This window comes from Paraburkholderia domus (assembly GCF_905220705.1).
Lineage (GTDB): Bacteria > Pseudomonadota > Gammaproteobacteria > Burkholderiales > Burkholderiaceae > Paraburkholderia > Paraburkholderia domus.
Genome location: NZ_CAJNAT010000035.1, coordinates 12,289 through 27,804, shown reverse-complemented (window position 1 = coordinate 27,804; position 15,516 = coordinate 12,289). Strand labels below are relative to the sequence as shown.

Genomic DNA, 15,516 nt, shown 5'->3' with positions numbered 1-15,516 from the left:
TATCCGGCGCGCTGCGTCGTGAGGTTTTGATGGCATCCAACAAAGCACATCACGCGACTGGGTTTGCAGCCGGCGTTATCGCGGCGGCTGTTGTCGCTCGCACCGGCGGCGGCGGTTCGTTTCATATCGGCGTGTTGTTGAGTTTCATCGCTGGGGTGGCGGGGAGTACGGCGCCGGACTGGCTGGAGGTGGCGTGGTGGTCACGGGCGCGAAGGCTGTGGATCACGCATCGCACGTTGACGCATTGGGGGGTGGCGTGGGTCGCGTTGCTCGCGGGTTCTTATCATTGGCTTGGGCATTCGGTTTATGCTGCGCCGGCGTTTGGGTTCGCTTGTGGTGGGTTGATGCATCTGTTGGCCGATTGGCCTAATCCGCTTGGGGTGCCCTGGGTTGCTGGGCGGCATTCATTGAATCTTTGGAATAGTGGGCATTGTGATTTGATCGTCGTTGGGGCTTCGTGGGTTGCGGCCTGGTTTATCGGTGAGCATGTCTGGTTACATGGGGTTTCGGTTTTGCGGGTTTTGAGAATCGGGTGAGGGCTGGCTTTTTTTTGTGCCTGCGCGGCGCTTGGTTCTGGGTGCCCTGCGGGGTTGGCCTTTCCTTGTTTTCTTAGTGGTCTATTAGCGTCGCCCCTGTGCGGGGCGGCACCTACTTCTCTTTGCTGCTGCAAAGAGAAGTAGGCAAGAGAAAGCAGCTCAAACCGCCAATTCTTAAGCGGGTCCCTCGCACAGTCGCGGTAGTGGTGCATCTGGAATCTGTGTTCTCGCACATTCGGCGTGAGTGACAAGGCAGTCATTCTTCCGGCGGCGCTGCGCGCGCCGATGCGTAATTCGTCAACGCCGTCGCGGGGTTATGGTCGTGTCGCGGACGCGTAGTTGGCTGGTGTAATCCCCAGCAATCGCACGAATGCTCGGGTCATGTGGCTCTGGTCGGCAAAGCCCGCTGCGGCCGCCGCGTCGGCTAACGTGGCACCCCGCGCGATCAGTTGCCTCGCTAGTACCACTCGGCGCTGCATCCTGTATGCGTGGGGCGGCAAACCCATCTCGTGCGCAAAGCCTCGCAGTAGCTGGAAGCGGCTCATGCCGGCGTCGGCAGCAAGATCGGCTAGCGTAAGCGGTGCCGAAGGATCGTCGTCGATCCTGACCCTCGCTCGTGCAATCGGGCCCACCCGATGGGCCAACCGCGAACGTGTGTGCGTGGTCGCGTGAGTTCGAAGCAGATACCCAAGCAACTCAAGCATCGCCTCCTCCCGCACCAGATCGTCCGGCACAGTTTGCGCTTCCACCGATACCGCGAACAGGCGCTCAAATAGCACCTTCAGTAACGGATCGTGGACCACCGGTTGCGTCAGTTCAATCTCGTGCGCAACCACCCCATTCAATTCGGTGGCGGCGTCGGTCAGCATCGGCGGCTCGAAATACAACATTCGCCATGCACGTCCGCGCTCGTCGAGCGGGCTGCCGTCGTGCACCTCCCCTGGATTCACCATGATCTCGTCGTTCGCCCGCGCCTCAACCACGCCGCGCCCACTCGACGATCGGTGTCCGCCAGCAATGATCACGCCCACGCCGAAGCGATCGTGCGAATGGCGCGGAAACGAATGCGCCGTCTCCGCCACCGTCGCCTCGACGCCAGCTATCGCGCAACGAGGCATGTGAACGCGACCGCGCGACATGGTTCGCCACTCAGAAGTTAAAGGGCATTCCGCGCTGCGCGACACACGGCAATGCGCGCGGCACAACACGTGCGAATGGGCGCGGCAAAGCGAGAAACGGCCCGCGAGCCAGCCCGCTCATCAACCGCGCCCCTCGTCCGTGCGCTCTCCCTCGCGGATCTTGCCCTGCGACACGCTGCTGCCCGGCGGCACGCTATGCGTGAGCCATACATTGCCGCCGATCACCGAACCGCGCCCAATGGTCACGCGCCCGAGAATCGTCGCGCCGGCATAAATCACAACGTCGTCTTCAACGATCGGATGGCGCGCGTTGCCCTTGACCAGCGTGCCGTCAAGGTCCGCAGCGAAGCTCTTTGCGCCGAGCGTGACGGCCTGGTAGACGCGCACGCGCTCGCCGATGATCGCGGTCTCGCCGATCACGACGCCCGTGCCGTGGTCGATAAAGAAACTCGGGCCAATGGTCGCGCCCGGGTGAATGTCGATGCCGGTCGCCGAGTGCGCAATCTCGTTGATGAAGCGTGCAAGCAAGGGCACGCCGAGGCGATGCAACGCGTGCGCAAGACGATGATGCGTCATCGCCCAGACGCCCGGATAACACAGCAGAATTTCAGTGATGTGCTGCGCAGCCGGGTCGCCGGTGAAAGCGGCCTGTATATCGCTGACCAGCAACGCGCGAATACCGGGCAACTGCGTGCCGAATTCGCGCGCGATGTCGAACGCACGCTCCTTCAGAATCTCATCAGGCGTTTCGCCAAACTCGGGCAGAAAGCGCAAGGCGCGGCGAATCTGTTCCGCGAGCAATCGCAAGGTGCTTTCGAGCGTATGGCCGACGTAGTAGTCGACCGTTTCGTCAGTTAGATCGGGGGCGCCGTAGTGTGTGGGAAACAGCGCTGCGCGCAAGCCGGTGACAATTGCAGTCACCGCATCGCGCGAGGGCAGCTCGCGGATGCCGAGCGGATGCCGCGTGCGATGCAATTCTTCACGCGACGCACGCAAGTCCGCGACGATCTGTTCGAGACCCCAGTTGTGGGAAGGCACATTAGGCATAAAAGGACAGCGCCGCGCGCGAGGCACGGTTTAGAGTGATTGTCCCAAGAGATTACCGCGTTTTGCCGAGGCCCGCGCAGCGCCGCACGGCTGCCGGGTATGCCGGGCCGCGCATGCCGGATTCGCTTCAGATGGTCACGCTGCTCGCATCGATCCAGCGCACCGCCCAGTCGCGTGCGTGCGCGATGGCCGTGGCTTCGTCAGGAAAACGCAAGTCAGTGGGGAAAAAACGGTTGGCGACCAGTTCGCCATCGCTCGAGCGGGAGATGACCACATAAGGTTGCCAAGTACCATCACACGCGCGCGCCGGCGCGCAATTCAGCAAGTAGCCGCGATGTGTGAATGCAGCATCGAAATGCATGTGTCACCCGCCCTGACGGCCCCGTTAGAAGTTTTGAGTCGCGCGCGTCTATTCGTTCTCGGCCATGTAAAAACCGCCGGACGCATGGCGTCAATTTAACCGCGTTTCGCTCGTCGGAGTAAGATCATACTCTGTAGAAAATAAGCGTCCATTAAAAAAAACGAAAAGAAACCCGGACGCAATCGCCAGGTGAAATGCCCGCATACGTCATTGCGCATCACTGCGAGGCAACTGCGGCGCAGAAGCAGTACAACTCACACGCACGAAGACGTTTGTGCGAGGCGGAACGGGTTTTGCTGCACTTCAACCATGTCCTCTTCAATGGAGAACGCATGATGAACAGCGATATCAACAAGCCAGCAGCCGCGAGCACGCTGCCGGACACCACCGGCCCGCGCACGACCGAACTACATAACGACCGCACCCACGACAGCACGGTCGACACCGACGGCAAGAATCTCGAGGCCGCCCGCATAGCCGGCCACAGCCCGATCTCGCCCGACGAGATCACGACGACCAACGCGACCCTCGTCAACAGCGTGCCCGAGGCGCACGACGGGATGGCCGGCTTCGACAGCCGGGTTGGCGGCAATCATCTGCTGCTGGCGCTCGAACCGGGCTATACGGTCATCGACAAAGGCATGGTCGAGCCGCAGGGCGCCGATTCTGCGGATGATCTGCTCGACGACCCGAGCTCGATTCGCGCCCGCCGCGAACGTGGTCGCATTCATTACGCCGTCAATCACATGCGGCCCACTCGCGTGATCGAATTACATCGGGTGCCATAACTATTCGCGCTGCGCGTATTTGTTTGAATTACACCGTTTGTTCCAATTAATCAGTCAATTCCAAAGAGCGCGCCGTTTGAATGACGGCGCGTGTTTTGTCCCGGATTAGAAACTCAGGGTTGCAGGACCTGCAAGCCGAACAGGCTTTTTCCATTCGCTGAACGCCGACACAATCGACTGCATGTCCAATACCAAAACGGAGCAGCAGATGAAAAAGATCGTCGTGATAGGCGCAACCGGTACGGTCGGCCACGCTGTGAGCGCGGCATTGAAAGCGCGCCATGAAGTCATCGAAGTGGGCGCGACACGCGGCCAGTTTCGCGTCGACAGCACCGACCCGGCCAGCATCGAACGGCTCTTTAGCGAAATCGGCAAAGTCGACGGCGTCGTCACCGCCACCGGCAAGCTGCATTTCGGCCCGCTGCCGGAGATGAGCGTCGAGCAGTTCTGGGTCGGCCTGCGCGACAAGCTGATGGGTCAGATCAACGTGGTGCTGGGCGCCCAGCAATACGTGAACGACGGCGGCTCGTTTACGCTGACGAGCGGCATTGTCGGCGACGAACCGATTCGCGAAGGCGCGAATGCAACCACCGTCAATCTGGCCCTGGAAGGTTTCGTGCGCGGTGCCGCGATCGAATTGCCGCGCGGCATCCGCATCAACGTGGTGAGTCCGACGGTGCTGACCGAAGCGCTCGACGCTTTTGGACCCTACTTCCGTGGCTTCGAGCCGGTGAGCGCCGAACGTGCGGCACAGGCCTACCTGCGCAGCGTGGAAGGCGCGCAAACGGGCCGTGTGTATCGTGTAGGGTATTGATGAGATTACGCGATGCGGTCCAGCCGCATCGCGTCCCCCTCCCCTGCGTGTGGCCGCTCTATGGCAGCGTCACGACTCTCTCGACGGCCCTCAGAAAACTCAGTGAATCTCCGGCTCGCCGAGCATCGGTTTGCGCGCCGCCGCGCTGCAGGAAATCGAAATCGCAACCTTTATTCGCCTGCAGCACGTGCACCTGATGCAAGGCGCCGTAGCCGCGCGTGAAACGCGGCTCGGGCTTCACCCAGGCGGCCTTGCGGCGCGCCAGTTCCTCGTCCGGCACGAGCAGGTTGAGCAAGCGCCGCGGCACGTCCAGTTCGATCAGATCGCCGCTTTGCACCAGCGCAAGCGGCCCGCCGATAAACGACTCCGGCGCGACGTGCAACACGCACGCGCCGTAACTCGTCCCGCTCATCCGTGCATCCGATATACGCACCATATCGCGCACGCCCTTCTGCAGCAACTTCCGCGGAATCGGTAGTTGCCCCCACTCGGGCATACCCGGAGCACCCACCGGCCCCGCATGCTGAAGGACGATGACGCAGTTTTCGTCGATGTCGAGCACTTCGTCGTCGATGCGCGCAGCCATGTCGTTGTAGTCCTTGAACACCACCGCGCGGCCGGTATGCACGAGCAACTGCGGCTCGGCGGCACCGGGTTTGATCACGGCACCGTCAGGCGCGATATTGCCGCGTAGCACCGCGAGACCGTTATTCGGCAGGAGCGGTGCGCTGCGGCGGCGAATCACTTCGTCGTTGAAAATCGTCGCGCCTTCAAGGTTCTCGCCAAGCGTGCGGCCGTTCACGGTTTTCTGCGAGCGGTCGATCGGGTCGCCCAGTTCGGCCAGCATGGCCGGCAAACCGCCCGCGTAGAAAAAGTCCTCCATCAGATACGCGCCGGTCGGACGAACATTCGCCAGCACCGGCGTGCGGCGCGAGATGTCGTCATAGCGATCGAGCGTCAACTCAATGCCGGCGCGGCGCGCGAGCGCGATCATATGCACGATCGCGTTGGTCGAGCCGGACAGCGCGAGGCAGGTGGTCACAGCGTTGTCGATCGAGCCGGCGGTAATCAGGTCGGATGGTTTCAGGTCCTCCCACACCATCTCGACGATACGCATGCCAGTTTTCGCGGCCATTTGCGCGTGCCGCGAATCCGCTGCGGGAATGGAGGCAAAACCTGGCAGCGTAAAGCCAAGCGCTTCGGCAGCACTTGTCATGGTCGACGCGGTGCCCATCGTCATGCAGTGCCCAGGCGAGCGCGCTATACCGCCTTCGACGCCTTGCCAGTCCTCTTCCGTAATGGTTCCCGCGCGCAACTCGGCCCAGTACTTCCAGCCGTCTGAGCCGGAGCCGAGCGTGACACCGTTCCAGTTACCGCGCAGCATCGGACCGGCCGGCAGAAAGATCGCCGGCAGATCCATCGAAATCGCGCCCATCAGCAAGGCTGGCGTGGTCTTGTCGCAACCGCCCATCAGCACGACACCATCGGCGGGATACGAGCGCAGCGTCTCCTCGGCCTCCATCGCGAGGAAGTTGCGATAGAGCATCGTAGTGGGCTTCTGGAACGGCTCGGCAAGGGTCTGCACGGGCAGTTCGACCGGAAAGCCGCCCGCCTGCCAGATGCCGCGTTTCACTTCCTCGACACGTTGCTTGAAATGCGTGTGGCAAGCGTTAATCTCGCTCCACGTGTTAAGGATCGCGATCACCGGCTTGCCTGCGTACTCCTCGCGGCTATAGCCCATTTGCGCGGTGCGCGAGCGATGGCCGAACGAACGCAGATCGTTCACGCCGTACCAGCGATGGCTGCGCAAGTCTTCAGGTTTCTTTCTTGTCGTCAACGTCTGCTCCACGATGTCTTGCGCCGTCCCCAATCCCTCAAGGGGACTTCCTTCGGAGCGGGCTTCAGTGCTTCAGCGCTTCTGCTCCTTCACGCGCGACACGATCTGCGTCGGGCTGACGAATTGCAACGCGATCAGCACCCAGATCAGCGTAATCGCCATGTAGATCATCGCCATCGCGTCGATCGATTGCGGTGCGCGCACGCCGGTTGAAAATACAGCGTAGTACAGGGCGACCACAAGCGTTTGCGTCGCGGGACCCGCTGTGAAGAAAGTGAGTTCGAACATGCCGATAGTGCGAACCAGCACCAGCAGCCCGGCCGCCAGCATGCCGGGCACCAGCAAGGGCAACAGCACGTAGCGGAAATAGCGGAATGTGTTCGCGCCGAAAATGCGCGCCGCCGCTTCGAGATTGGGATCGATCTGCTCGATGAACGGCGTCATCACGAGGATCACGAACGGCAGCGCCGGCACGAGATTCGCAAGAATCACGCCGCCTAGCGTGCCCGCAAGGCCGACCTTATACATCACGGTCGCCATCGGAATGCCGTACGTCACGGGTGGCACCATCAAGGGCAGCAGGAAAATCAGCATCGCCATGCGCTTGCCGGGAAACTGCACGCGGGCGAGTGCATACGCCGCGGGCACGCCGAGCACAACCGACAGCACCACGACCGCGCCGACCACTTCGACGGTGACCCACAACACGCTGGCCAACTGGAAATCGCTCCACGCCTGCGCGTACCAGTGCAGCGTAAAGCCTTGCGGCAACAAGGTGCCGAACCAGCGGGTCGCCACCGAGTTCACCGCGACGGTCGCAATCAGCAACACCACGTTGACGAGAAAGAACACCATCGCGCCCCACACCAGCACATGCCAGATCCGTCCCGGCACACTGGCACGCTGCTTCACGCGCTTGCTGGGCGGCTGGGCGCCGTCGTTGTTCTGGTTCGACGCGGGCGCCCGCCACGAAGGATGCGCGGCGCGGTGATCGCTAGCCATCAGCCTTTGCCTCCCGTCACCGGACCGCTGTAGAAGAAGCGGCGCGCGCCGAGCATGGCGCTGACCACCAGCAATTGAACGAAGCCCATCACCATCGCAATCGCGGAAGCAAGCGAATAGTCGTAGCTTTCGAACGCGGCTTCGGCCGCGGCAATCGACATGACGCGCGTCGGGCCGGCAGGCGCGCCCAGCAGCACCGCGGATGGAAACACCGAGAACGCCTGCACGAACGATAAACACGCGGCCATCGTTAAGCCGGGCACGAGCAGCGGCAGATAGATGCGCAGAAACTGCTGCCACGGGCTCGCGCCGAGCGTGGCGGCGGCACTTGCGAGCGTCGGATCGATGCCGGTCACGTATGACAACGTCAGCAGAAACGCAAACGGAAAACCCGACACGATCAGCGAGATCAGCACGCCCCAGAAGTTATGCGTCAGACGCACTTCATCGGTGTAGAGATGCAGGCCGTGCAATGCCTGCGGAAGCCAGCCGTTCGGTCCGAAGTACGTGAGCATGCCGTCGGCGATCAGCACGGTACCGAGCGTGACGGGAATCACCAGCAGCGTCGTGACGAATTTCTGATAGGGCGAATTGCGCCGCAGCGCGAACGCCACTGGAACCGACACGCCCACATTGATCAGCGTCGCGGGCACCGCGAGCTTGAGCGTGACGACAATGGTCGGCCACATCGACGTGTCGGTGAAGAACGTCAGATAGTTGGCCCACAGGCCGCCGCCGTTCATCGGCCGGAACGACAGCATCAGACCATACGCAAACGGATAGATGAACAACGCGACAATGAAGATCAAAGCCGGCGCGACCAGCCACGCTTTGGCGTCGCGCGGCGCACGTGGTGCGCGTGGCGGCGACAGCGTGGGCGTGCTCATGCAGCCTCTGCGTCATAGACAAGCGTGCGTGACGGCGGCACGTGCAGGCTGATGCGCTCGCCCTCTTCGAATTCTCCCGAGATGCGCACCCACAAGTCGCCGAACGCTGTCTTCACCCGCAGCAATGAATCGTGACCGCCGTATTCCACTGTTGTCACCAGCGCGTCGAACGCGTTGTCCGCGCCAGCTGCTGCCCGCTCCATATCCTCCGGGCGCAGGGCGACGCTCACGAGCTTGCTGTTGAAACCAGCCATCGGCGTGCCGACCAACCGCACACCGTTCGCACTCACCGCGACTCCATCGCCCTGCGTGCCTTCGAGTGCGAATTCAGCCACGTTGCGATAGCCCATGAACCGCGCGACATGCAAATTCTGCGGCCGCGTATAGACCTCTTTCGGCGTGCCGACCTGCTGTACCACCCCTTCTTTCATCACGACGATGCGATCGGCCATGGAGAGCGCTTCGTCCTGATCGTGCGTCACGTACAGCGTCGCGCGTTCGAGCTGGCTATGGATACGGCGAATCTCAGCGCGCATTTCAATGCGCAGCTTCGTATCGAGATTCGACAGCGGTTCGTCCATCAGGATCAGCGGGGGTTCGATCACGATCGCCCGCGCAATCGCCACGCGCTGCTGCTGACCGCCCGACAGCTGTCCGGGCAGCTTGCGTTCATGTCCGACCAGTTGCACGAGCTGCAACGCTTCACGCGCACGCCGCATGGCTTCGCTCTTGCCGACACCACGCATCTTCAATCCGAAGCCGACGTTATCGAGCACGCTCATATGCGGAAACAATGCGTAGTTCTGGAACACCATGCCAAAACCGCGCTTTTCCGGTGGCAGCACGTCAATGCGCTTATCGTCGAGCCAGATGCCGCCGCCGCTCAACGGCTGCAAACCGGCGATGCAATTGAGCGCCGTCGATTTGCCGCAACCCGAAGGTCCAAGTAACGCAATGAACTCGCCACGCTGGATATTCAGATCGAGCCCTTGCAGCGCCGCGACCGCCTGGCCTTCCGCATTCGTGAAACTGCGGCTCACTGAATCGAGCCGCAACTGCTCAAAGTGATGCTTCATGGCGGTGTCCCGATACGCGTGACGCACGAATCGCAGCGAACCAATAGAACGGATGCGCGTGAAGCTTCATGGCGGTTTCCTGCTTGCATGACACGCGAATCCCGGCGGACCCAACGAGTACACGGACTCATTCAGCGACTACTTGGTCTTCTGCGCGCCGATGTCGCTGTCCCACTTCTTGAACGCCGCGACCATCGCGGTCGCATTCAGCGGCAACACATGCGGACGCTCAGCCAGCAGCTTCGCGTACTCCGGCCGGCCGTACTTCTTCAGCACATCCTGGCTGTGCGCCGGCGCCTGCTCGATACTCACGCCCTTGATCGCCGGACCGGGATAGAAATAACCGTCGTCATAGGTCATGGCCTGCTGCGCCGGCTCGAGCATGAAGTTCATCAGCTTGTAGAGCACGTCGAGCTTTTCCTTCGGCACGCCTTTCGGAATCACCATGTAGTGCGCGTCGTTCACCCACGTCATGTTATCGAATGCCTGCACACGGAATTCCGCCGGCACGATGCCGAGCGCGCGCGGGTTGATGTCCCAGCCGGTCACGGTCACGGTCATGTCGCGCGTGCCCTCACCGAGCTCCTTCATGACTGCCGAGGTGCCGCCCGGATAATAAGGAATGCAATCGTTCAATTGCTTGAGGAAGGCCCACGTCTTGTCCCAGCCGTGAATCGGATCTTGCGGGTCCTTGTCGCCGAGCACGTAAGGCAAACCCATCAGGAACGTGCGACCCGGGCCGGAGTTCGCCGGCCGCGCGTAGATCAGCTTGTCCGGATGCGCCTTGCACCATTGCAGGAGTTGCTCAGGCGTTCTGGGTGGATCGCTGACTTTGGCGGGGTTGTATTCGAGCAGCGGACCAGCCGGCATATAGGCGACCTCGAGACCGAAGCCTTGTGCGAGATCCTGCATCTTGCGCGGACCGGGCGCGTATCTGTCGAGCACACCGGAGAACGCCGCCGCATTGTCCGGCAACAACTTCATCCAGAGATTCTGTTCGATGCCGGCGGCCAGTGCGTCGGTGCCCGTCAGGACGAGATCGATATCGGAGCGGCCGGCGGCCTGCATCGCCTTGATCTTGCCGGGCAACTGCGGGGCGGGCGCGTTGGTGAACGTGAGATTGGCGACGAGATTCGGATACTTCGCCTTGAAGGCCTCGAAACCCTTCTGCGTGAGTTGAAGATCGCCGGCCACGTCGACAATATTGAGCGTTACCGGGTCGGCCGCGTGCGCGGCGGGTGCAAATGCGGCACTAGCCGCGAGACATACGGACACCAGCCTGAGCGCCAATCTGCCTGAAACAGTCATTGCGTCTCCTCGCTTCTTTGTATGGAAGTCCGCCGGTCAAATGCGCTGCTGGCGGTGTCTGTCTACCAATGGAACATAGCGAAGCGGAACTGCCGATGTCAAGCAAATACTCGCCACGGCGCTTTGCTCAGGAAATTGGCTACTCTGGCATTGAATCCATGTGATTCAATGGTTTACGCGCTTTATCCGAGGGCAAACCCGGAGTCGGCAATCAGGTCGAGTAGCAGCTTGTCAGGCAACCCTCATCTGGGCAGCGCATTCGCTAGTGCGCATTTCTCGCGCACTTAGCCGCCCTGGACACCCTGCGTGTTCACAAACAGAGAATACAAGCCGTGGCTTGCCGCCATGAACAACCGGTTGCGATGGCGTCCGCCGAAACACACGTTCGCGCAGCGCTCCGGCAACGCAATATGGCCGATTGGCTCGCCTTGCGGCGTGAAGACGCGTACGCCGTCGAGTTCGTCGGTGCCCATGCCCCAGCCGCACCAAAGATTGCCGTGAGTGTCGACGCGAAAGCCGTCCGGCGTGCCCGGGCCGGCGTCGATCAGCACACGGTTGTTCGACAGCACGGCGCTGTCGCCACTGACGTCGACATCGAACGCGCGAATCTTGCGCGGCACGCCACGCGATTCGACGATATACAGCACCGACTCGTCCGGTGAAAACGCAAGGCCGTTCGGGCCCAGCACGTCGTCGGCGACCACCGTCACTTCGCCGGATTGCCCGTCGATGCGGTACACGCACGCAGGCAGTTCCGACTCCTGCCGCTCGCCCTCGTAAAAGCTGTCGATGCCGAAGGTCGGATCGCTGAACCAGATCGAACCGTCCGACTTCACGATCACGTCATTCGGCGAATTGAAGCGCTTGCCGCGATAACGGTCGGCGAGCACGGTCATCGAGCCGTCGTACTCGGTGCGCGTGACGCGCCGCGTCAGGTGCTCGCAGGTCACGAGGCGGCCCTGGCGGTCGCGCGTATGACCGTTCGCATTGTTCGACGACTGGCGAAACGTGGTCACCGCACCGCTGGTTTCGTCCCAGCGCAGGATGCGGTCGTTGGGAATGTCGCTCCATAGCAGATAGCGGCCGTCGCCGAACCAGACCGGCCCTTCCGACCAGCGCGCGCCCTGATACAAACACTCCACGGAAGCGGACGCCAGGATCAGCGATTTGAAGCGCGGATCGAGAATGCGAATGGAAGGATCGGGATAGCGTCGGCTGGTGTCGGTCATGCGTAGGCTTTGGGTAAGGAAAGTTGATGAGGAATGCAGGCACGAAGCGTGGTGCACCCTGCATGCCGCGCGCGGCGTAAGCGCCCGCTTTCGACACAAAGGCGACGTCAATGCAACGCGGGCTTCTGCGCGAACTGACGCTCCAGGGTAAGCAGGACCTGCGTCGCATGATCGATCTTCGCATGATGTTCGGGCGGCGTCGAACTGAGTAGCGGCAGGATTGGCCCCATGTCGGCAATCTTCGAGAACGTGAGCGCGTCGTGCAGCACGCGGATCAGCGAAATTTCGTCGCGCAGGGTTTCGAGCGGCATGAAAGCGTCATGAAGACGCTGCGCCGTGTCTGTATCGCCGGTCCTGACGGCTTTCAGCAGAGCCATAACCATGCGCGGCGCAATACATCCCGCCCCCGTCGTCCATGCAGCAAGACCGAACTCGCGCAGATGGACGAGCGCAGGCCGCTCGCCCATGCCCGAGACCACCTTGGCCGCAGGCACGAATTGCAGCAGGCGGCGCAGATAAGGATCTTCGGCAGGATTGTCGCGGACGATCGCGTATTTGACGGCCAGCAGCGTGCCGCGCTCGATCAATCGCGCGAGCGTGTCGAGCTCCACATAGTTTTCGTTCTTGATGTACAGCGTGAGCGGGATGCCCGCCGCATCGACGATGCGTGTGAGCCCCGCCTCCACCCCTTCGGACGTCGTAAAACCGCTCAGCGGCAACACCATCGCGGTACGGTAGCGGGTCTGCGCCAGGATGCGAGCCTGATCGAGCATTTTTCCGTAGTCCGGGCCAATTGCCGGAATCACGCGCGTGCCCGCGCTCGCAGCGTCGGCCAGCAGATCCAGCAATGCCCGATACTCGCTGACGGCCACGTGATAGAGGTTCGCATTGCCGCCGTACAGCAGGGTGCGCACGCCGCCAGCCTCGATGTGCCGGATCAACGCGCGATTTTCAGCGGCATCCAGCGTGTAATCGGCGCGGCGCGCAAGCGGCGGCACAGCCATGACCGAAGCGGCGAACTCGCTAACGAGGATCGGGGATTCGTTCATGACGCCTCAAACGCACCAGGACTGGATGTTCAAGGTAGCACCGGGCTCGCAATGTCGTCAAACAACTTGACCGCAGATGTCACGGTGCAACCTCGAACCGAAATCGATGCGAGGGCGAAGTTGGCAAAGTGTGGCGCCGCGCTTTTGTATGACAATAGCGCGGCAGGCGGGTGTTGGTGAATGGCGGGAGAGCTAAGTGGAATTGCCAGTTTGGCAATCAGAGTCGTTTTTCCTGAATTCCGACGTGCATCGTCATTCGAATTGGTTTGACAATAATGTTGCCGACCAAAAGCATAAAAACGCCACTACGAGAAAATTACCCACTTTATCGACCCGTAAATGTTAACCAGGTCAAAGAAATCCGATATAAGGAGTAACTCGTTCGCTTCTTTGCAGAACCAGCGCTGGGCCGCTTCTTTAGATATCGCCCTCGGCCTGCGAAATAATTTTTAGTGATAGATTGTGAAGATAAAAACAGCCAGGCGGGTTACCTTACCGCTATTAACCGCAACGAGACGTTTGCGAGTCTGAGAGAACCAAATTGTCGCTACATTTTATCGAGGAAATGGCACCGCTACTGAACGCCGCGGACGAAGCGGAATGGTTCAGTGCAATCGCGGGTCTTGCCGAGACGTGGGGGTTCGACAGGATTTTGATCGCCATGCTGCCGCGCCCGACGATTCGCCTTGAAGACGCCTATGTGCGCAGCACCTACGCGCCGACGTGGCGGCGCACCTACGACGAGCAGGGACTCGTGCATATCGACCCGACTGTCTCGCATTGCGCGACGCGCGCCACGCCACTCATCTGGTCGCCGGACATTTTTACGACCGCACCGCAACAGGCGATGTACGAGGAAGCCCGCTCACATGGTCTGCGTTCCGGTGTGACGTTGCCGATTCATGGGCCAAACCAGGAAGCCGGCATGATGTGCTTCGTCAACGACAGCAATCCGACCGATGAATTCTGGCGTCATGTCAACGTTGCATTGCCGAATCTAGTGTTATTGCGCGATCTGGTAATTGATACCAGTCAGCGCCATTTGAATACGCACGCTCAGACTTTATTACCGAAACTCACGCCACGCGAACGCGAATGTCTGAAATGGACCGCGCGCGGCAAATCCACCTGGGAAATCTCCCATATCCTGAGCTGTTCGGAAGCCGTGGTGAACTTCCACATGAAGAACATCAGGACAAAATTCGGTGTGAATTCGCGGCGCGCGGCGGCCGTGATCGCCGCGCAGTTGGGGCTTATTGACCCGGGTTGAGCAAGGCGGCAGCGTCGCGGCTGAACAGCACCCGCTCGGCCCGGCCCAGATCTGCGTCGGAAACGGTTTTAGTGAAGTAGAGGCCCAGCAGGATCGACACCGGTGCCGGAATTTCGGCCCCCGATTCGAACCGGCTGCCACGCGACTGCGTCACGCCAAAGCGTGCCCAGAAGCGGCGCTGGCTCTCTTTCTTCTTCTTGCGGTAGCCAATGATCAGGACGCGATCCACCGCCGATGACGGCTCTGCCGGGCGGGTTTGGACCGAGGGTTGCGCTTGCCAGTGGTTTTCGAGAAGTTCCATTGTTTGTGTCCCGTCGGTTGAGGGCTGAGGCTTATCTCGAATTCTGCGTTATCCGATAAGCATGCACACCTATCCAGGTAGGTAGGTGGCAGAACGATTCAAAATGCATAAGTTTCCTTGCGTATTGGGTATCCCAACACGTTCAGGAGAACGTCATGCAAACAGCGATCCGGATTGGAATGCGGCAAGAATTCGACAACGCGGACATCAATGAGATGTATCGCCTGCGGGCTCGGGTGTTTCACGGGCGGCTCGGGTGGGACATCCCGACCATCGCTGGCATGGAGATCGACGGCTATGACGCCCTCGGGCCGCACTACATGCTGATTCAGGGCGATGATCGGCACGTGCGTGGCTGTTGGCGCCTGATGCCGACGGAGGGGCCGAACATGCTGAAGGACACCTTCCCGCAATTGCTGCATGGCGCGGATGCGCCAGTCGGCCTGCATATCTGGGAATTGAGCCGGTTCGCGATCGAAACCGGCGGCGAGGAGCAGTCGTTTGGCTTTGCCGACCTGACGATGCAGGCGATTCATGAGCTCGTGACGTTCGCCGACCGGATGGGCATCACGCGTTACGTCACGGTGACCACCACGCCGATCGAACGCCTGCTGCGCAAGACCGGGATCGACATCAGCCGGCTCGGGTCGCCCCTGCAGATCGGCGTGGAACGGGCCGTGGCGCTGGATATCGCGGTCAGTCCGAAGACCCGCACCGCCCTGTTCGGACCAATGGCTGTTGCCGCCTGAAGCCCGGAAGCGATTGTGGCCTGGCCAAGGTTGCAATCGCGCTCGCAGTTGCGCGATTGCGGCCGACCGGTTGCTGAGGACCGGCGGGGGTCGCGCGGTTGTGGCGGACTGTCAGCGGTTGCC

General features: G+C 61.3%; 15 protein-coding genes and 1 pseudogene. 5 read left to right on the top strand and 11 right to left on the bottom strand.

Translation table 11 applies throughout. The features are described 5' to 3' along the window. Positions 1 to 29: 29 nt before the first annotated feature. Positions 30 to 536, top strand: coding sequence for a metal-dependent hydrolase (locus KHO31_RS33920; protein ID WP_201077450.1), 507 nt, complete (start codon positions 30 to 32; stop codon positions 534 to 536). Between the two features lie 314 nt (positions 537 to 850). On the opposite strand, the gene KHO31_RS33915 is transcribed toward KHO31_RS33920, so the two are convergent. From KHO31_RS33915 to KHO31_RS33905, 3 genes are all read right to left on the bottom strand, one after another. Next, entirely contained in the window at positions 851 to 1,675 is an 825-nt protein-coding gene (locus KHO31_RS33915; protein ID WP_201077448.1) for an AraC family transcriptional regulator, read from the bottom strand. A gap of 120 nt (positions 1,676 to 1,795) precedes the next feature. After that, positions 1,796 to 2,722, bottom strand: a complete 927-nt coding sequence (epsC, locus tag KHO31_RS33910) for a serine O-acetyltransferase EpsC (RefSeq protein WP_201077446.1) — start codon at positions 2,720 to 2,722, stop codon at positions 1,796 to 1,798. 127 nt (positions 2,723 to 2,849) lie between these two features. Continuing rightward, entirely contained in the window at positions 2,850 to 3,083 is a 234-nt protein-coding gene (locus tag KHO31_RS33905) for a hypothetical protein (protein ID WP_154559118.1), read from the bottom strand. A gap of 335 nt (positions 3,084 to 3,418) precedes the next feature. Between KHO31_RS33905 and KHO31_RS33900 the strand changes: the two genes are divergently transcribed. Together KHO31_RS33900 and KHO31_RS33895 are read left to right on the top strand one after the other, a co-directional pair. Continuing rightward, positions 3,419 to 3,871 (top strand): DUF3005 domain-containing protein, encoded by a 453-nt coding sequence (locus tag KHO31_RS33900; RefSeq protein WP_201077740.1) that lies wholly within the window; start codon positions 3,419 to 3,421, stop codon positions 3,869 to 3,871. A gap of 208 nt (positions 3,872 to 4,079) precedes the next feature. After that, a complete protein-coding gene (locus KHO31_RS33895; RefSeq protein ID WP_201084982.1) occupies positions 4,080 to 4,685 on the top strand; it encodes a short chain dehydrogenase in 606 nt (201 codons plus the stop codon). A 99-nt stretch (positions 4,686 to 4,784) separates the two neighbouring features. Here the strand turns inward: KHO31_RS33895 and araD are convergent. From araD to KHO31_RS33860, 7 genes and pseudogenes are all read right to left on the bottom strand, one after another. Further along, positions 4,785 to 6,522 (bottom strand): annotated as a pseudogene (gene araD / locus KHO31_RS33890) (L-arabinonate dehydratase). A 72-nt stretch (positions 6,523 to 6,594) separates the two neighbouring features. After that, positions 6,595 to 7,524 carry an ABC transporter permease gene (locus KHO31_RS33885; RefSeq protein WP_211625350.1) on the bottom strand — a complete coding sequence of 310 codons (930 nt, stop codon included), beginning with the start codon at positions 7,522 to 7,524 and terminating at the stop codon, positions 6,595 to 6,597. Next, entirely contained in the window at positions 7,524 to 8,411 is an 888-nt protein-coding gene (locus tag KHO31_RS33880; RefSeq protein ID WP_201108601.1) for an ABC transporter permease, read from the bottom strand. Before KHO31_RS33880 ends, KHO31_RS33885 begins: the two co-directional genes overlap by 1 nt. Continuing rightward, the gene (locus KHO31_RS33875) at positions 8,408 to 9,487 is read right to left on the bottom strand and encodes an ABC transporter ATP-binding protein (RefSeq protein WP_211625348.1); all 1,080 of its coding nucleotides are present in this window, start codon (positions 9,485 to 9,487) and stop codon (positions 8,408 to 8,410) included. Before KHO31_RS33875 ends, KHO31_RS33880 begins: the two co-directional genes overlap by 4 nt. Before the next feature lie 138 nt (positions 9,488 to 9,625). Beyond that, the gene (locus tag KHO31_RS33870) at positions 9,626 to 10,795 is read right to left on the bottom strand and encodes an extracellular solute-binding protein (RefSeq protein ID WP_201077434.1); all 1,170 of its coding nucleotides are present in this window, start codon (positions 10,793 to 10,795) and stop codon (positions 9,626 to 9,628) included. A gap of 284 nt (positions 10,796 to 11,079) precedes the next feature. Continuing rightward, positions 11,080 to 12,024: an SMP-30/gluconolactonase/LRE family protein gene (locus KHO31_RS33865; RefSeq protein WP_201077432.1), complete on the bottom strand. Its 945-nt coding sequence runs from the start codon at positions 12,022 to 12,024 to the stop codon at positions 11,080 to 11,082. A 107-nt stretch (positions 12,025 to 12,131) separates the two neighbouring features. Then, a complete protein-coding gene (locus KHO31_RS33860; protein ID WP_201077430.1) occupies positions 12,132 to 13,073 on the bottom strand; it encodes a dihydrodipicolinate synthase family protein in 942 nt (313 codons plus the stop codon). A 565-nt stretch (positions 13,074 to 13,638) separates the two neighbouring features. On the opposite strand from KHO31_RS33860, the gene KHO31_RS33855 reads away from it, so the two are divergent. Beyond that, positions 13,639 to 14,343: a helix-turn-helix transcriptional regulator gene (locus KHO31_RS33855; protein ID WP_201077738.1), complete on the top strand. Its 705-nt coding sequence runs from the start codon at positions 13,639 to 13,641 to the stop codon at positions 14,341 to 14,343. On the opposite strand, the gene KHO31_RS33850 is transcribed toward KHO31_RS33855, so the two are convergent. Next, positions 14,327 to 14,644 carry a helix-turn-helix domain-containing protein gene (locus KHO31_RS33850; protein WP_074286461.1) on the bottom strand — a complete coding sequence of 106 codons (318 nt, stop codon included), beginning with the start codon at positions 14,642 to 14,644 and terminating at the stop codon, positions 14,327 to 14,329. The genes KHO31_RS33855 and KHO31_RS33850 overlap by 17 nt on opposite strands. 155 nt (positions 14,645 to 14,799) lie before the next feature. Between KHO31_RS33850 and KHO31_RS33845 the strand changes: the two genes are divergently transcribed. Then, positions 14,800 to 15,393, top strand: coding sequence for an acyl-homoserine-lactone synthase (locus tag KHO31_RS33845; RefSeq protein ID WP_201077428.1), 594 nt, complete (start codon positions 14,800 to 14,802; stop codon positions 15,391 to 15,393). Positions 15,394 to 15,516: the final 123 nt, after the last annotated feature.